Source organism: Paraburkholderia fungorum (assembly GCF_902833645.1).
In the GTDB taxonomy this organism is placed as follows: domain Bacteria; phylum Pseudomonadota; class Gammaproteobacteria; order Burkholderiales; family Burkholderiaceae; genus Paraburkholderia; species Paraburkholderia fungorum.
The window spans coordinates 1,781-18,951 of record NZ_CADFGE010000019.1 but is presented as its reverse complement, the minus strand read 5'-3'; the positions used below and the strand labels follow the sequence as shown (position 1 = coordinate 18,951).

Below are 17,171 nucleotides of genomic sequence, written 5' to 3'. Positions count from 1 at the left end.
GAGGTTTGAGCCGCGCGGCGTGATCGCGGTGCGGTGGAATTGAAAAACGCCACGGAATGTGAATTCCGTGGCGTTTTTGTTTCTTGCCGATGCGATATTGAACCTATGCCAGCATCTGCGCTTCTTCGGGCAAGCGCCAATCGATTGGCGCGCGGCCTTGCTTCACGAGATAGTCGTTCGCTGCCGCAAAGTGCCCGCAACCGAGAAAGCCACGATGTGCCGACAGCGGCGACGGGTGCGGCGCCTCCAGCACGTAATGCGACTTGCCGCCCAGCAACGCGCGTTTGGCTTGCGCATGCGCGCCCCACAGCATGAATACGAGGCCGTCATGACGCATGGCCAATTCGTGGATCAGCGTGTCCGTGCATTTCTCCCAGCCGCGTTTTGCATGACTCGCAGCCGAATCGCGCTCGACGGTCAGCACCGTGTTCAACAGCAGCACGCCCTGTTTGGCCCAGGTGTCGAGGCAGCCATGACGTGGCGGCTCATGGCCGAGGCTGGCGGCGATTTCCTTGAAGATATTGCGCAGCGACGGCGGCGTGCGCACGTTCGGCGCTACCGAAAATGCGAGTCCGTGCGCTTGCGGCGTGCCGCGGTCTTCACCGTGATACGGGTCCTGGCCGAGAATCACGACTTTGATTTCGTCGGGACTGGTGAGCCGCAGAGCCCGGAATACATCGGCGGGGTAGACGGTTTTGCCGGCTGCGCGCTCGCCGTCGACGAAACGGCACAGTGACGGATAGGCGTCGCTTTCGATGAACGGTTTCAGGTGCGCGCGCCACGCCGGGGGCAGGGCGTCGAATTGGGCTTCGAGCGTTGGCGGCGGCGAGCCGTCGGCGCCCGGCGTTTGCTGCGGCTGCGCGGTCGCACCGGCCGGTGTGGAAGGGTCATCGCCAAACAGCGAGGCTTGCGACGAACTGGGGCGGGTACGGGAAGCGGAGGTCATGGCGGGGAAGTGTCGCAGCAAACGGGGCGTTGCTCAACCCGCCCGCAACTGATAACCGCGCTGCGCCTTGCTGATATTGTCCGGCGCGAGGCCGGCTATCTGCTTGCCGAGTTCTGCCGCAAGCGTGTGCAGTGCCGCTTCGTCGCCGGATTTCAGCTCGAGTTCGACTTCCGAAATCGGTGCGCGACGCGTCTCGCGATCGACCTCGGCGAACACGTCACCTTGATCGATCGCCGCTTCGATTTCCGAGCCGTCCAGCTCGATGTTCCACAGCGTGCGGGTGAAATTCGTGCGAAACAGTTCGATGAGTTCCGGCGCGGCCTGACGCAAAGCGTCGGCGGCGGAGGGTTCGTCGCATTCGCGCAGCAACGCGTCGATCTCCAGTTTTTCGCCGGCCACCGGCATTTCCCACTCGTGGCGGCTGTGCAACCCATTGCTGGCCTTGCCCACCGTCTTGAAGGTTTGTAGCCAGCCGTCCGGCGTCTGGCGCAAACGCAATGCGCTTTTCGAGCCTGCCAGCGTCAACTGCGGCGTGTCGAAGTAAATATTCACCAACTTGACCGGCCGGCCCGCCGCACCGGCGCGCGCGACGAACCACTGCGTCGCCGCGTGCACCTGCGTGGGCGGCAGCGTCAGCTTGATTTCACGTTCCATGCCCATGACCTGCTCCGCTACGTAGCCTGCGTGTTGAAGCCGCGCTTAGAAAAACATCCGCGCAAGTTCCACGCCCGGCTCTTCCGCGCGCATGAACGCCTCGCCGACGAGGAACGTATGCACATCCATTGCCCGCAGACGGTCGACGTCGACGCGCGACAGAATGCCCGACTCCGTGACCACGATGCGGTCGTCCGGAATCGATTCGAGCATGCCGATGGTCGTTTCGATCGACGTCTCGAAGGTGCGCAGATTGCGGTTGTTGATGCCGATCAGCGGCGTCTTCAACTTAAGCGATTCCATCAGTTCATTGTGGTCATGCACTTCGACCAGCACTGCGAGGCCCAGCGAATGCGCGAGCGCCTCGAGATCCTGCATCTCCGAGGTTTCAAGCGCCGCGGCAATCAGCAGAATCGCGTCCGCACCCATCGCGCGGGCTTCGACGATCTGGTACGGATCGACGATGAAGTCTTTGCGCAGCACCGGCAGATTGCAGGCGGCGCGGGCTTCTTCCAGGTATGCCACGCTGCCTTGGAAGAACTGCACGTCGGTGAGCACGGACAGGCAGGCCGCACCGTGCTTTTCATACGAACGGGCGATCTCGGCCGGCACGAAGTGTTCGCGCAGCACGCCTTTGGACGGGCTCGCTTTCTTCACTTCGGAAATGACCGCGGCGAGGCCTGCCGCATGCTTCGCGCGCAATGCGCCGACGAAATCGCGGCTGTCGCGCGACGACGCTTCGAGGCGTAGTTCTTCGAGCGGCGCGCTCTGTTCAGCCGCGCGGACTTCTTCGCGTTTGACCGCGATGATGCGGTCGAGGATGTCGCTCATGAGTGTCTCGCTTCGTAGTTACTGCTTGAATTGCTGGGTAAAGCGGATCAGTTCGTCGACCTTGGCCCGTGCCTTGCCGCTCGCGATCGCTTCGCGCGCCAACTGGATGCCGTCCGCAATCGACGCCGCTACGTTCGCCGAATACAGCGCCGTGCCCGCGTTCAGCGTGACGATTTCACGCGCGACGCCCGGCTTGTTGTCGAGTGCTTCGAGCAGCATCAGTTTGGATTCGGCGGCGTCGGCCACTTTCAGCGTGCGGTTCGACACCATCTGCATGCCGAAGTCTTCCGGATGGATTTCATACTCGTGGACCTGGCCGTCGCGCAACTCGCCGACTTGCGTGGCCGCACCGAGCGAGACTTCGTCCATGCCGTCCATCCCGTACACCACCAGCACGTGCTTCGCGCCGAGTCGCTGCATCACGCGCACCTGAATCCCGACGAGGTCGGCATGGAACACGCCCATCAGCTGATTCGGCGCGCCGGCCGGATTGGTCAGCGGTCCGAGAATATTGAAGATGGTCCGCACGCCGAGTTCGCGGCGCACCGGCGCGATGTTCTTCATTGCCGGATGATGGTTCGGCGCGAACATGAAACCCATGCCGGTTTCCGCAATCGATGCCGCCACCTGCTCCGGTTGCAGATCGATGTTCACGCCGAGCGCTTCGAGCACGTCCGCGCTACCCGATTTGCTCGATACGCCGCGGCCACCGTGCTTCGCGACCTTGGCGCCCGCCGCAGCCGAAACGAACATGGTTGCGGTGGAAATATTGAAGGTTTGCGAGCCGTCGCCGCCGGTACCGACGATATCGACGAAGTTCGAGTTGTCCTGCACCTCGACGTGCCGGGCAAATTCACGCATCACCGTGGCGGCTGCGGTGATTTCGCCGATGGTCTCTTTTTTGACGCGCAAGCCGGTGATGATTGCCGCCGACATCACGGGCGACAGTTCGCCGCGCATGATGAGCCGCATCAGGTGCAGCATTTCGTCGTGGAAAATCTCGCGGTGCTCGATGGTCCGTTGCAGCGCTTCCTGGGGCGTAATCGACATGATTTCGTCTCTCTTCATCAAGCGGTGCGGTGGGCGGACTTCGATTGCTTCACGAAGTTTTCGAGCAATGCGTGGCCGTGTTCGGACAGGATCGATTCCGGATGGAACTGCACGCCTTCAACGGCCAGTTCCTTGTGACGCACGCCCATGATTTCGCCGTCTTCGGTCCATGCGGACACTTCAAGACAATCCGGAAGCGATTCGCGTTCGATCGCGAGCGAGTGGTAGCGCGTCACGACGAAATGCTTCGGCAAATCGGCGAACACGCCTTTGCAGTCGGTTTCGATCGTGCTCACCTTGCCGTGCATGATGGTTTGCGCGCGCACTACGCGGCCGCCGAAGGCTTCGCCGATCGCTTGATGGCCGAGGCAGACGCCCAGAATCGGCGTCTTGCCGGCGAATTCGCGCAGCACGTCGAGCGTGATGCCGGCGTGTTGCGGATTGCTCGGGCCGGGCGACAGGCAAATGCGCTCCGGGTTGAGCTTCGCAATTTCGTCCAGCGTGATTTCGTCGTTCCGATAGGTGCGCACGTCTTCGCCGAGTTCGCCGAAGTACTGCACCAGGTTGTAGGTGAACGAGTCGTAGTTGTCGATCATAAGCAGCATGGTGTGTCTCCGGTCAGAAGTCGCTATCGAGGCCGTCTTGAACCTGCTCGGCGGCGCGCAGCACGGCGCGCGCCTTGTTCTCGGTCTCTTGCCATTCGGATTCCGGCACCGAATCCGCGACTACACCCGCTGCCGCCTGCACATACAGATTGCCGTTTGCGATCACGCCGGTACGGATCGTGATGGCCAGATCCATTTCGCCGGTGAATGACAGATAGCCGACCGCACCGCCGTACAGGCCGCGTTTCACCGGTTCGAGCTCGTCGATCAATTCCATCGCGCGGACCTTCGGCGCGCCGGACAGCGTGCCGGCCGGGAAGGTGGCGCGCAGCACGTCGAAATTGGTGGTGCCGGGTTTCAGCTTGCCTTCGACGGAACTCACGATGTGCTGCACGTGCGAGTACTTTTCGATCACCATCTGGTCAGTGACGACCACCGAGCCGATCTGCGCGATGCGGCCCACGTCGTTGCGTGCGAGGTCGATCAGCATGACGTGTTCGGCGATTTCTTTCGGATCGTTCAGCAGTTCGGTGGCGAGCTCCGCGTCGCGTTCCGGCGTGTTACCGCGTGGACGGGTGCCGGCGAGCGGGCGGATCGTCACGATGCGATCTTCGCCGCGCTTTTCCTGGCGCACCAGAATTTCCGGCGACGCGCCGACCACATGAAAGTCACCGAAATTGTAGTAGTACATGTACGGCGACGGATTCAGCGAACGCAGCGCGCGATACAGCGACAGCGGATTGTCCCGGTACGGCTTGATCAGACGCTGGCCGACCTGCACTTGCATCAGCTCGCCGGCGGCGACGTATTCCTTGGCCTTGCGCACGGCGGCCAGATAATCGTCTTTCGCGAACTCGCGGTAGGTCTCGGTGCGCACGCTGGCCGAGGTGACCGGCGGCTGCACGGTCGTGCGCAAACGCTGGCGCAATTCACGCAGACGCTGTTTGGCTTTCGTGTATGCCTCGGGCTGCGTCGGGTCCGCGTACACCACCAGGTAGAGCTTGCCGGCCAGGTTGTCGATCACCGCGACTTCTTCGGTGAGCAGCAACTGGATGTCCGGCAGATTCAGATCGTCGGGCGGCGCGGAGTGGGCGAGTTTTTTCTCGATGTAGCGCACCGCGTCATAGCCGAAGTAGCCTGCCAAGCCGCCCGCGAAACGCGGCAGACCGGGGCGCTGCGCTACTTTGAAGCGTCCCTGGAATTGCTGGATGAACTCGAGCGGATCGCCCTCGTGCGTCTCGACGACTTTGCCGTCCCGCACCACTTCCGACACGCCGTTGCGGGTGCGCAGCAGCGTGCGTGCCGGCAGGCCGATGAACGAATAGCGGCCAAACCGTTCGCCGCCCACCACCGATTCCAGCAGGAACGAGTTCGCGCCGTTGCGTTCGCTCTGTGCGAGCTTCAGGTACAGCGAGAGCGGCGTTTCGAGGTCGGAGAGCGCTTCGGCGATCAGCGGAATGCGGTTGAAACCCTCGTTGGCGAGGGACTGGAATTCGAGTTCGGTCATGTTCCGATCCTGTACGTACGTCAGACGGCACTATGCGTCAGACAAAGCGGGGCGTTGCGCAGCCGGTCAGGCGTCGGTGGGGTGTATTGACACGATGATACCGACCGGCGCGAGTTTCCCATCGACGCATGCAGGGGTTTCAGCGCCACAGATGTACTTTGCGGGTACACGGGAGCCAAATCAACCGATGCAGCGAAACTGAGTGATGGAAAAAACGCGTAAGCGCAGCGAAGTAAAAAACGGTTGCCGAAGACGTGCTTCAGCGTACCTCAGGCGAGGTTAGCGCGACCAGCGACGCCAGGGCCAGGCTCCCCGGTCGATGCTAATCAGACTCCGTTTTTTATTCAGAAACATGAGGATGAAGGACTTTTCAAGTCGTGGAATGGTGCGCTGCGATCGCCTTGGCGGCATCGAGCAGCGAGGCAACTATACCATCGGATTTTATTTCTTGTATAGCTCGGCCGTGGTTGTAGCCATACGGCAGCGTGAGCGTGGCCATGCCCGCCGCGCGGCCTGCCAGCGCATCGTTTTCCGAATCGCCGATCGCGACCGTGGCTTGCGGCGCGACGCCTAGCTGCGCCGCGGCGGTGAGCATCGGCAGCGGATGCGGCTTCTTTTCCGGCAGACTGTCGCCGCCGAGCACGACGCTGAAATACTGGCTGAGCCCGTATTGCTCCAGCAATTCGACCGCGAAACGGTGCGGCTTGTTGGTGACGCACGCGAGTTTGAGGCCGGCGTCGCGCATCGCGCTGAGGCCGGCTTCGACCTCGGGGTACAGTCGCGTGTGCACGCCGTTGATCTTGGCGTACTCCTCCTGATAGATCGCGAGCGCCTCGTCGAAACGGTCCTGTGCATGCTCCGTTTCGAAGCGCTCGGCCAGCACGCGGCGAATCAGATTCTCCGAACCCTTGCCGATGTAGCCAACCACTTCCTCGCGCGAGGTTTCCTCCGCGTCAAGTTGCGCAAGCATGCCGTTCAGGCCGGCGGTGAAATCGTCGGCGGTATCGATCATCGTGCCGTCCAGGTCGATGATCGCGGCTTCTAGGCGCGGGCCGGTGAAAGTCGGGGCAGGGTACGAAGTCGTCATGTGCTTGCTGTGTGCGCGATTCTGGTGACCGTTCTGGGTTCGATCAGTGCTCGATGTTGGCGAGGGCGGCGCGCATCTTGTCGATCACGGCCTTGTGATCCGGTGCGCCGAAGATAGCGGAGCCTGCCACGAACGTGTCTGCGCCGGCTGCCGCGATTTCGGCGATGTTGTCGACCTTTACGCCGCCGTCCACTTCGAGATGAATCTCGCGGCCGGTTTTCTCCTTGTAGGCGTCGATCCGCTTGCGCGCTTCGCGCAATTTGACGAGCGCCTCAGGAATGAACGATTGCCCACCGAAACCGGGATTCACCGACATGATCAGCACCAGGTCGACCTTGTCCATCACATAGTCCAGATGATTCAGCGACGTCGCCGGGTTGAAGACGAGGCCTGCCTTGCAGCCGTGGTCGCGAATCAGCGACAGCGTGCGGTCGATATGGTCCGAGCCTTCCGGGTGGAAGCTGATCAGATTCGCGCCGGCCTTGGCGAAGTCCGGCACGATCCGGTCGACCGGGCGCACCATCAGGTGCACGTCGATCGGCACGTCTACGTGCGGACGGATTGCTTCGCAGACGAGCGGGCCGATCGTCAGGTTCGGCACGTAATGATTGTCCATCACGTCGAAGTGAATCCAGTCGGCGCCGGCGGCGACAACGTTGCGGACTTCTTCGCCCAGACGGGCGAAATCGGCGGACAGAATGCTGGGGGCGATGCGAAATTGCGTCATGGCGGGGGCGGATGCAAGCGGGAAAACGTCATTTTACCGTTTTGCGCGTTGCTGAACCGGTTCGGGAGCGGTTTGAGCAGACGGCACTGGCGAGGCGCGACAAAGCTGACAAAACGTCCTAATCGCCCCTGGCCAGAGGGATTTGTCCGGTTGCGGGCGTGCCGCGCATCAAGCAGAATGCCAAACCATCAGCGCCGCTTCTCCAATGCGCCCGCAAACCATTGGCGTTCGGGGCTTCCCGCGATTTTTTTGCCCGTTTCACCAGACCGGAATCAGGATGAGCCAGTACGAATTCAGCGTCTCGGCGCAGGTGCAGTATCTGCCCGAAGAGTCGGACCCGGAGCGCCGCCAGTATGCGTTTGCATACACGCTGACTATCCGTAACAGCGGCCAGGTGCCCGCGCAATTGATTGCGCGGCATTGGGTGATCACCGACAGCGATAACAGCGTTCAGGAAGTAAAAGGCTTGGGCGTAGTCGGGCATCAGCCACTGCTCAAACCGGGCGAGCACTTCGAATATACGAGTTGGGCGGTGATCGCCACGCCCGTCGGCACCATGCGCGGCGAGTATTTCTGCGTGGCGGAAGACGGCGAGCGCTTTGACGCTCCCGTGCCCGAATTCATTTTGCGGATGCCGCGTACGTTGCATTGAACCGCCAGCGCGGCTCGCGGTCTTTAAGAGGCTTTACGGCGCGGCTTTACTGGGATTTTTGCTGCTTTTGCTGGTCATTGGTGGTGGTGCGCGCGGCCTTTTTCTTGCCGGACGACGTCCATACAACGATAAAGACGAGCAGGAAGAGCGCTAGGAGCGATTCCAGCGCGAAGATGAGCATCGGGTATTCGTCGAACAGATCAGACATGGCGGTTTCCATCAAGAACGAACATTGTATGCGTTTTGTCCGCGCTGCCGGAGCATGGCTCGGCGCGCTTTCAGTTGCGGTGATGCTGGCTTCCTGCGGTGGCGGCGGTGCAATCCGGCCTTCGGTTTCGCCGCCCACGGGTGCCGCGATCATACCCGGGCAGATCGCCGCGACGCGGCTTACGGCAGTAGCCTGGCAACAGGTGCCGGGGTGGCAGGACGATTCGCTGATCGGCGCAACGGCTGCGTTGCGGCAAAACTGCCTGAGGCTCGCACGTCAATCGAACTGGGCCCGCGCATGCGCGGCGGCCTCGCAGATCGACGATCTGGACGTGACCAGTGCGCGGGCGTTCTTCGAGGCGTATTTCACGCCGTTCCAGTTAGCCAATAACGACGGCACGCTCGATGGCCTCGTCACCGGCTACTACGAGCCGTTGCTGCGCGGTTCGCGCACGCGGCACGGCGTGTATCAGACGGCGTTGTACCGTTGGCCATCCGGCTATCGCGCGGGTGCTCCATTGCCTTCGCGTGCGCAACTCGAGCGCTCGGGCGTGCTCAACGGCAATGAACTCGTGTGGGTCGACGATCCGATCGAAGCTTTCTTCCTGCAGGTGCAGGGCTCCGGGCGCATCGTGATGGAAGACGGTAGCGTAATGCGAGTCGGCTTTGGAGGCACCAACAACCAGCCATACAAATCGATCGGGCGGTGGTTGCTCGATCGCGGCGAACTGACGCCGGCGCAAGCGACCATGCAGGGCATCAAGGCATGGGCGCGCGCGAATCCCACGCGGGTTGACGCCTTGCTCGATACGAATCCGCGCTTCGTGTTCTTCCGCGAAATGCCGTCCGGCGAAGGTGCGCCGAGCGGCGGGGCGGATGGCCCGATTGGTGCGCTGGGCGTGCCGTTGACGCCGGAGCGGTCGATCGCGGTGGATCCGTCTTCGATTCCGCTGGGTACGCCGGTGTTCTTGCAGACCACGCGTCCGTTGACGAACTCACCGATGAATCGCCTCGTCTTTGCACAGGACACCGGCTCCGCGATCAAGGGCGGCGTCCGCGCGGACTACTTCTGGGGTCTCGGCGACGATGCCGGCGACCTGGCTGGCAAGATGAAGCAGGGCGGACGGATGTGGCTACTGTTGCCGAATTCGTGAAGGTTAGGTGCGCGCGGCGGCGGGTTCGCTGCCGGCACATTTGCTAACGGGACTGATGCCGGTCAGTACCGTTAGCAACCATCAACCCTTGGCGTGCCGGTTTATGGCCTAAAGCCCCGATTTCCGCTTATCCACTACCCTGCGGGCTTTGCCCACCGAACGCTCGATCCCGTTTACCCCCAGCACGTTCACAACCGCGCTTACGCCGATCAGCGCCTTGATATCGTAGGCCAGCGCCTGCTTCGCGTTGGTCAGCGCGGCAGTGTCCGGGGCCGATTCCGGACACGGTTCGACGTTCAACGTCAGTACGTCGAGCGGGCCTTCCTTGGTCAGCACGATCTGATAGTGAGGTGCGAGGGCGCGCTGCTTGAGCAGCAATTCTTCGATCTGCGTCGGGAATACGTTCACGCCCCGCACGATCATCATGTCGTCGGAACGGCCCGTGATTTTTTCCATGCGGCGCATGGTGCGCGCGCTGCCGGGCAAGAGACGCGTCAGATCGCGCGTCCGGTAACGGATGATCGGCAGCGCTTCCTTGCTCAACGAAGTAAATACCAGTTCGCCGAGTTCGCCGTCCGGCAACACCTCACCGGTTTCGGGGTCGATGATTTCGGGGTAGAAATGATCTTCCCAGATGGTCGGGCCGTCTTTCGTTTCGACGCATTCCGACGCGACGCCCGGTCCCATCACTTCAGACAGACCGTAGATATCGACGGCATCGATGCCCATGCGCTTTTCGATTGCCTGGCGCATATCGTTGGTCCACGGTTCCGCACCGAAGATGCCGAGGCGCAGCGAGCAACTCGCCGGATCGATGCCTTGCCGTTCGAGTTCGTCGGCGATCGACAGCATATAGCTCGGCGTCACCATGATGATGTCGGGCCGGAAGTCCTGAATCAGTTGCACCTGCTTTTCAGTCTGGCCACCGCCGAACGGAATCACGGTCAGCCCTGCGCGCTCGGCGCCATAGTGTGCGCCGAGGCCGCCGGTGAACAATCCGTAGCCGTAGCTCACGTGAACCTTGTCACCGCGTTTTGCGCCTGCGGCACGGATCGAACGGGCGACGAGATTTGCCCACGTATCGATATCGCGCGCCGTGTAGCCGACCACCGTCGGTTTCCCCGTTGTCCCCGACGACGCGTGGATTCGCGAAATCTGTTCCTGCGGCACCGCGAACATGCCGAACGGGTAGCTATCGCGCAGATCTTTCTTGGTGGTGAAGGGGAAGCGCGCGAGGTCCGCGAGGGTCTTCACTTCGCTCGGATGGACGCCGGCCTCGTCGAATTTTTTCCGATATACGGGCGAATTTTCGTAAGCGTGGTTCAGCGACCATTTGAGCCGTTCGAGTTGGAGCGCGGCGAGTTCGTCGCGGCTGGCTGTCTCGATGGGATCGAGCGGAAGGGCGGTGGTCATCGAATGTCTCCTTGCTGCCTCAATGCTTGGGTCTGGGGTTACGGTACGCTTGCGCGCGAAAACCGGGGACTCGTTGCTATTTATGGATGCGCTGCCAACGGGTCGCGGGCGCGCTGCGACTTTGCTGCGAATTTGGTGCGGCTCTGCTAATCAATCGCCCGTAGGGATCAGGTTGCCTTTGATCTGCGCAGATTTGCCGCGAAACATCGCTACGGTTTCCTCGGCGCGGTTCGTGACCCGGATGTCGTAAATGCCGGTGCGGCCGCTCAGCGTTTGTTCGACCGCTTCGGCGGTCAACACGTCGCCACCTTTCACGGGTCGCAAGAATTCGATCGAGCACCCGGCCGCGACTGTGTTGATGTTGTACGTATTGCAGGCGAAAGCGAACGTCGAATCTGCGAGCGTGAAAATCAGGCCACCGTGGCAAATCTGATGGCCGTTCAGGAAGTCGTCGCGCACGGCCATGCGCAAGCGTGCATACCCCGGACGGACTTCTACGATCTCGAATCCAAGCGCTTTGCTGCAAGCGTCGTTTTCGTACATTGCTGCCGCGGTGGCGCGAGCAAGTTCGTCTGGGGTCATGTGGGCCGGGTGGTTGGGCTGTGCGGACATATCAGCGACCCTCGAAGCGCGGTGCGCGTTTTTCCACGAACGCTTGCACACCTTCCGCGTAATCGTGCGAAGCACCGAGTTCGCGTTGCAGATCGCGTTCTAGATCAAGCTGTTGATCCAGGGTTTGCGTCACGCCCGCGCGCATTGCCTGTTTGATCGCGGCGATGGCGCGCGTGGGTTGCTGCGCCAGTTGTGCTGCGAGTTTGCCTGCCGTCGCGGCGAGTTCGGTGTCGTCGACCGTTTGCCAGATCAGCCCCCAGCTTTCGGCTTTCTCCGCGCCCAGTTTGTCACCGGTGATGGCGAGGCCCAACGCGCGTGCCATGCCGACTCGTTGCGGCAGGAACCAGGTGCCACCCGAGTCCGGGACGAGGCCAATCTTTACGAATGCTTGGATGAAACTGGCCGAACGAGCGGCAAGCACGAGGTCGCAAGCCAGCGCGAGATTGGCGCCGGCGCCGGCGGCCGTGCCATTGACCGCGGCAATCACCGGCAACGGCAGCGCTTGCAGGCGGCGAATCAGCGGATTGAAATGCTCGTCGATCAGCTCGCCGAGGTCGGTCATCGCGCCTGGCGTGAAGTCGAGATCCGCGAGATCCTGTCCCGCGCAGAAGCCGCGGCCCGCACCGGTCAGCACGAGCGCACGGGCGCCGGATGCCTCGACCTGGTCGAGTGCGGCGCTCAATTCCTGGTGCATCGCACGCGTAAAGCTGTTGAGCTTGTCGGGGCGGTTCAGTGTGATGGTCGCCACGCGACTCGATGCGTCGATGTCGAGGCGAATCGCTTCAAATGACATTGGGTGTCTCCTCAAAGTCTCATTTACCGGCAGGGCAGCGGCGATTTCAGACCCGTTCGATTACGAGGGCGATGCCTTGACCCACACCGATACACATCGTGCAAAGCGCAAAGCGACCATTGATCCGCTCCAGTTGGTAAAGCGCAGTGGTGATCAGGCGCGCGCCGGATGCTCCGAGCGGGTGACCGAGTGCAATCGCTCCGCCGTTCGGATTGACGCGCGGATCGTCGTCGCGCAGACCGAGTGTGCGCAGGACGGCAAGCCCTTGTGAAGCGAACGCCTCGTTCAACTCGATGACGTCGAACTGCTCGAGTGTCATGTTCAGTTGCTTCAACAGCTTTTGTGTGGCCGGCGCCGGGCCGATGCCCATGATGCGCGGTTCCACGCCCGCCGTCGCCATACCCACTACACGTGCGCGGCGACGCAGTCCGTATTGATCGGCGGCTTCCTGGCTCGCGAGCAGTAGTGCACACGCGCCGTCGTTTACGCCCGAGGCATTGCCAGCGGTCACGCTGCCATCGGGGCGAACCACGCCCTTGAGCTTGCCCAGGCTTTCGAGGGATGTTTCGCGCGGATGCTCGTCGAGCGTCACGTGCACGGGGTCGCCTTTCTTCTGCGCGATTTCAACGCCCACGATTTCCTGAGCCAAGGTGCCATCACGCTGCGCGCGGGCGGCCTTTTTCTGGCTCGACATCGCAAACGCGTCCTGATCCGCACGGTTGATACCGAATTCAACGGCGACGTTTTCTGCGGTCTCCGGCATCGAATCGACACCATATTGGCGCTTCATTAGCGGATTGATGAAACGCCAGCCGATCGTCGTATCGTAAATGTCGGCTTGCCGCGAGAATGCGCCGGTGGCCTTGCCCACCACGAACGGCGCGCGCGTCATGCTTTCGACGCCGCCGGCGATCATGAGTCGCGCTTCGCCGGCCTTGATGGCGCGAGCAGCGGTGCCGACCGCATCCATGCCCGAACCGCACAGGCGGTTGATGGTCGCGCCGGGTGCATTTGTGGGCAAGCCGGCTAGCAACGCGGCCATGCGTGCGACGTTGCGGTTGTCCTCGCCGGCCTGATTGGCGCAGCCATAGATTACGTCGTCGACGGCCTGCCAATCGACGCCAGGATTGCGCTCGATCAGCGCCTTGATCGGTACCGCGCCGAGGTCGTCGGCACGGACATCCTTTAAGGCGCCGCCGTAGCGGCCGATTGGGGTGCGAATCGCATCGCAGATGAAGGCGTCGTTCATGTGGATTTCTACCGGAGCGGATCGGCGAGATGTGCCGATCCGATGTCTCATGTTAATTGGGGCGCACGGCCCGGTCTATTCGGCCAAACGGCATAGGACGAAAGCCGTGCTTTTGTCTTATGCCATTCAGCCAGCTACCGCCGGTGCCGCTTTCGGTTCAACATGAACGCGACTTTGAACGACGCGGAAGCGGTTCGCGACAAAGGCTGCGTCAGCTAGCGCGGCGTTTGCTGCGGGATTGGCGCCCGTGCCGTGGAAATCGGAGAAGGCTGCGGATTGATTGACGAAAACGCCGCCCGTCAAATTGATCGAGAGTGCGACGCCACCGCGGATCGATGCTTCGTGTGCCTCTTCGAGCACGGCTTCATCCGTGCTGTAGACCGACAGCGTCAACGCGCCGTGCTCGGCGGCAATTGCGCCGGCGAGGTCGAGCGACTGCGCGGTCGAATCCGTCGCGATCACGAACGAGATCGGGCCGAACCATTCCTTGGTGAACTGCGCTTTGTCGGTTGTGGCATCGAGCTGAAGCACGAGCGGCGTGCGTACGCGGGCGCCGCCAAAAGCGGGGTGCTCGAGCGACTGGCTTTCCACCAGAACGCGGCCGAGCTTGGCGGCTTCGCTGATGCGTTGGGTTACGCCTTCGTTCTGGATCGCGCCGAGCAGTTCGACGGCGCGCGCCGGGTCTGCAACCAGTTTTTGTACCGCGGTGGCGATAGCTTGAGCGACTTCGTCGAAACCGAGCGTGCCCTCAGCGGTGCGGATGCCGGCGCGCGGCACATAGATGTTTTGCGGCGCGGTGCACATCTGCCCCGAGTACAGCGCGAGTGAGAAGGCGATATTGCGAGCGGCGGCTTTGATGTCGTCCACAGAGTCGATCACGATCTGATTGACGCCCGCTTTTTCGGTAAAGACCTGAGCCTGATGCGCATTGCGCTCAAGCCAGTTGCCGTTTTGTGTGCTGCCCGTGAAGTCAATCAATTTGATTTCCGGGCGCAGTGCGAGATCCTGGACGAGCGGGCCGTCGTTCGGTTCGGTCGCCAGCAGCGTAACGATGTTCGGATCGAAACCGGCTTCGCGCAGTACGTCGCGTGCGATTCGTACGGTCAGCGCGAGCGGCAGAATCGCGCCGGGATGCGGCTTGACGATAACCGTGTTGCCTGTTGCCAGATCGGCGAACAGACCCGGATAGCCGTTCCATGTCGGGAAGGTGCAGCAGCCGAGCACGAGACCGGTGCCACGCGGCACGACGGTGTAGCGTTTGTGCATCGCGAGCGGCGGATTCTTGCCCTGCGGTTTTTCCCAGTGGGCATCGGCGGGGATGCGGCGCAGTTGGTCCCATGCGTACACGACTGCTTCGAGCGCACGGTCTTGCGCATGCGGGCCGCCGGCCTGGAAGGCCATCATGAATGCCTGGCCGGTTGTGTGCATCACGCTGTAGCCGATTTCGAAGCTGGCGCGATTCACGCGCGCGAGGATTTCGAGGCATACGCCGATCCACGCCTGCGGGCCGGCCAGGCGCCAGTCGCGCTGTGCGGCGGCCGCTGCGGAGATCAGCGCGTCCGGATCGGCTTTCGGATAGCGCACGTTGAGCGGGAACCCGAACGGCGAGACTTCGGCGCCGACTGTTTCTCCGGTCGACGGCTGGTCGATTTCGAACGTCTTGTTCAGAAGCGCTTTGAATGCGGCTTCGCCGTCTGCGCTCGCTGTTTCCCCGTACACTTTCGGACTGGGCATCTCGACGAACGGACTCCAGTAGCCGCGCGTCTCAATCGCGGCGAGTGCCTTTTGCAGCGTGTCTTCGTGCTTGGTGAATAGCGGATGTGTCATGGCAGAGGGGCTTGACTGTACGTTGGGAAAAGCCTGTCGAATAATTGACCGACCGGTTGGTTGGTGAATGGTAGCATTATTAAGACGGCCGCGCGAAGCGTTTTCGCGCAGCATTAACCATTAGGAGGCGGCATGGCTTACGAGAACATTCTGGTTGAGACGCGAGGGCGGGTCGGTTTGGTCACATTGAATCGTCCGAAGGCGTTGAACGCGCTGAACGACGCCTTGATGGACGAACTGGGCACGGCGCTGCGCGAGTTCGACGCCGACGACGCGATTGGTGCGATCGTGGTGACGGGCAGCGAGAAAGCGTTTGCCGCCGGTGCCGACATCGGCATGATGGCGACCTACACCTATATGGATGTCTACAAAGGCGACTACATCACTCGCAACTGGGAAACTGTGCGCTCGATCCGCAAGCCGATCATTGCAGCGGTGGCGGGCTTTGCGCTTGGCGGTGGTTGTGAGTTGGCGATGATGTGCGACATTATTTTTGCCGCCGACACGGCGAAGTTCGGCCAGCCGGAAATCAAGCTCGGCATCATGCCGGGTGCCGGCGGTACGCAGCGACTGCCGCGCGCCGTCTCAAAGGCGAAAGCAATGGATCTCTGTCTGACTGCCCGTCTCATGGATGCTGCCGAGGCAGAGCGCGCTGGATTGGTTTCCCGGGTGATTCCCGCAGTTTCGCTGCTTGACGAGGCGGTGGCTGCTGCAGCGACCATCGCTGAGTTTCCGCTGCCCGCGGTGATGATGGTCAAGGAATCGGTTAACCGTGCGTACGAAACGACGCTTGCAGAAGGGGTGCATTTCGAGCGCCGCCTCTTCCATTCGCTGTTCGCGACGGAGGATCAGAAGGAGGGAATGGCCGCGTTTGTCGAGAAGCGCAAGCCGGTTTTTAAGCATCGCTAATACGCTTGTCAAAATAACGCTTGCAAGGCGATGGCCGGCTCGCTAGAATCTCGCTCTTTCGTGCTCCGGACGCCGGGGCACGGGGAAGCGGGAGAGCCAGTCGTGGCAAGGGTTTGAGCGACGTGAGCGGGTTGAGAAAGTGATAAAAACCTGTTGACGATGTAGCGAAAGTTCTTCATAATCTCGTTTCTCTGCTGCTGATGCAGCGACGCAGAACGAAGCAGTGCCGGTGGTTGAGCAGGTGGGCGACACGGTGCGGATTCGGTAGTGAATGCGGACTCGATCTTTAAAAATTAACAGCCGATAAGTGTGGGCGCTTGATGCGCGACGCGGCGGTGGACTCTTCGGAGTCTGCCGGAAGCGAAAGTATCAAGTCTCACACGAGTATTAAAGGAAGGTTTTCCTGTCGGGGTGGATTCACGCCGGCAGGTTAATCATTCGTCAGTACGTTGAGTGAGCGACCGGTTTCGAAAGAGACCGAAAAACAGTAACAGGTTTGAACTGAAGAGTTTGATCCTGGCTCAGATTGAACGCTGGCGGCATGCCTTACACATGCAAGTCGAACGGCAGCACGGGGGCAACCCTGGTGGCGAGTGGCGAACGGGTGAGTAATACATCGGAACGTGTCCTGTAGTGGGGGATAGCCCGGCGAAAGCCGGATTAATACCGCATACGCTCTACGGAGGAAAGGGGGGGATCTTAGGACCTCCCGCTACAGGGGCGGCCGATGGCAGATTAGCTAGTTGGTGGGGTAAAGGCCTACCAAGGCGACGATCTGTAGCTGGTCTGAGAGGACGACCAGCCACACTGGGACTGAGACACGGCCCAGACTCCTACGGGAGGCAGCAGTGGGGAATTTTGGACAATGGGGGCAACCCTGATCCAGCAATGCCGCGTGTGTGAAGAAGGCCTTCGGGTTGTAAAGCACTTTTGTCCGGAAAGAAAACG

The 17,171-nt window shown here is 61.6% G+C and carries 17 protein-coding genes and 1 rRNA gene (1 of these 18 cut by a window edge); 4 read left to right on the top strand and 14 right to left on the bottom strand.

Translation table 11 applies throughout. The features are described from left to right. Positions 1–103 precede the first annotated feature (103 nt). The 8 genes from HWX91_RS38040 to rpe form a co-directional block, all read right to left on the bottom strand. Positions 104–946, bottom strand: a complete 843-nt coding sequence (locus HWX91_RS38040; RefSeq protein ID WP_028199691.1) for a uracil-DNA glycosylase — start codon at positions 944–946, stop codon at positions 104–106. Positions 947–979: 33 nt separating this feature from the next. Further along, the gene (locus tag HWX91_RS38035; protein WP_028199692.1) at positions 980–1,606 is read right to left on the bottom strand and encodes a CYTH domain-containing protein; all 627 of its coding nucleotides are present in this window, start codon (positions 1,604–1,606) and stop codon (positions 980–982) included. A 39-nt stretch (positions 1,607–1,645) separates the two neighbouring features. Continuing rightward, a complete protein-coding gene (trpC, locus tag HWX91_RS38030) occupies positions 1,646–2,431 on the bottom strand; it encodes an indole-3-glycerol phosphate synthase TrpC (protein ID WP_028199693.1) in 786 nt (261 codons plus the stop codon). An 18-nt stretch (positions 2,432–2,449) separates the two neighbouring features. Beyond that, a complete protein-coding gene (gene trpD / locus HWX91_RS38025) occupies positions 2,450–3,481 on the bottom strand; it encodes an anthranilate phosphoribosyltransferase (RefSeq protein WP_028199694.1) in 1,032 nt (343 codons plus the stop codon). A gap of 17 nt (positions 3,482–3,498) precedes the next feature. Beyond that, the gene (locus tag HWX91_RS38020; RefSeq protein ID WP_028199695.1) at positions 3,499–4,086 is read right to left on the bottom strand and encodes an aminodeoxychorismate/anthranilate synthase component II; all 588 of its coding nucleotides are present in this window, start codon (positions 4,084–4,086) and stop codon (positions 3,499–3,501) included. A 13-nt stretch (positions 4,087–4,099) separates the two neighbouring features. Further along, positions 4,100–5,593, bottom strand: a complete 1,494-nt coding sequence (gene trpE, locus HWX91_RS38015; protein ID WP_028199696.1) for an anthranilate synthase component I — start codon at positions 5,591–5,593, stop codon at positions 4,100–4,102. 370 nt (positions 5,594–5,963) lie between these two features. Continuing rightward, positions 5,964–6,680 carry a phosphoglycolate phosphatase gene (locus tag HWX91_RS38010; protein ID WP_028199697.1) on the bottom strand — a complete coding sequence of 239 codons (717 nt, stop codon included), beginning with the start codon at positions 6,678–6,680 and terminating at the stop codon, positions 5,964–5,966. A 43-nt stretch (positions 6,681–6,723) separates the two neighbouring features. Continuing rightward, the gene (rpe, locus tag HWX91_RS38005) at positions 6,724–7,407 is read right to left on the bottom strand and encodes a ribulose-phosphate 3-epimerase (RefSeq protein ID WP_028199698.1); all 684 of its coding nucleotides are present in this window, start codon (positions 7,405–7,407) and stop codon (positions 6,724–6,726) included. Between the two features lie 277 nt (positions 7,408–7,684). On the opposite strand from rpe, the gene apaG reads away from it, so the two are divergent. Then, positions 7,685–8,059: a Co2+/Mg2+ efflux protein ApaG gene (gene apaG, locus HWX91_RS38000; protein WP_028199699.1), complete on the top strand. Its 375-nt coding sequence runs from the start codon at positions 7,685–7,687 to the stop codon at positions 8,057–8,059. Between the two features lie 46 nt (positions 8,060–8,105). Here the strand turns inward: apaG and HWX91_RS37995 are convergent, their stop codons facing one another. After that, positions 8,106–8,267 carry a hypothetical protein gene (locus HWX91_RS37995; RefSeq protein WP_028199700.1) on the bottom strand — a complete coding sequence of 54 codons (162 nt, stop codon included), beginning with the start codon at positions 8,265–8,267 and terminating at the stop codon, positions 8,106–8,108. A 28-nt stretch (positions 8,268–8,295) separates the two neighbouring features. On the opposite strand from HWX91_RS37995, the gene mltA reads away from it, so the two are divergent. After that, a complete protein-coding gene (gene mltA, locus HWX91_RS37990; protein ID WP_028199701.1) occupies positions 8,296–9,420 on the top strand; it encodes a murein transglycosylase A in 1,125 nt (374 codons plus the stop codon). Positions 9,421–9,528: 108 nt separating this feature from the next. Here mltA and paaK read toward each other — a convergent pair whose 3' ends face one another. The 5 genes from paaK to paaN all read right to left on the bottom strand — a co-directional run bounded on the left by paaK (position 9,529) and on the right by paaN (position 15,314). Next, positions 9,529–10,833, bottom strand: coding sequence for a phenylacetate--CoA ligase PaaK (paaK, locus tag HWX91_RS37985; protein WP_028199702.1), 1,305 nt, complete (start codon positions 10,831–10,833; stop codon positions 9,529–9,531). A gap of 150 nt (positions 10,834–10,983) precedes the next feature. Beyond that, complete coding sequence (gene paaI / locus HWX91_RS37980) at positions 10,984–11,445, bottom strand: hydroxyphenylacetyl-CoA thioesterase PaaI (protein ID WP_025647758.1); 462 nt, start codon at positions 11,443–11,445, stop codon at positions 10,984–10,986. Position 11,446: 1 nt separating this feature from the next. Then, complete coding sequence (gene paaG / locus HWX91_RS37975; RefSeq protein ID WP_028199703.1) at positions 11,447–12,238, bottom strand: 2-(1,2-epoxy-1,2-dihydrophenyl)acetyl-CoA isomerase PaaG; 792 nt, start codon at positions 12,236–12,238, stop codon at positions 11,447–11,449. A 46-nt stretch (positions 12,239–12,284) separates the two neighbouring features. After that, the gene (gene pcaF / locus HWX91_RS37970; RefSeq protein WP_028199704.1) at positions 12,285–13,487 is read right to left on the bottom strand and encodes a 3-oxoadipyl-CoA thiolase; all 1,203 of its coding nucleotides are present in this window, start codon (positions 13,485–13,487) and stop codon (positions 12,285–12,287) included. Positions 13,488–13,613: 126 nt separating this feature from the next. Continuing rightward, positions 13,614–15,314, bottom strand: coding sequence for a phenylacetic acid degradation protein PaaN (paaN, locus tag HWX91_RS37965; RefSeq protein ID WP_028199705.1), 1,701 nt, complete (start codon positions 15,312–15,314; stop codon positions 13,614–13,616). A 132-nt stretch (positions 15,315–15,446) separates the two neighbouring features. Between paaN and HWX91_RS37960 the strand changes: the two genes are divergently transcribed. Both HWX91_RS37960 and HWX91_RS37955 read left to right on the top strand, forming a co-directional pair. Further along, positions 15,447–16,223, top strand: coding sequence for an enoyl-CoA hydratase (locus HWX91_RS37960; RefSeq protein ID WP_028199706.1), 777 nt, complete (start codon positions 15,447–15,449; stop codon positions 16,221–16,223). A 498-nt stretch (positions 16,224–16,721) separates the two neighbouring features. Continuing rightward, positions 16,722–17,171, top strand: a 16S ribosomal RNA gene (locus tag HWX91_RS37955) (it continues 1,208 nt past the right edge of the window).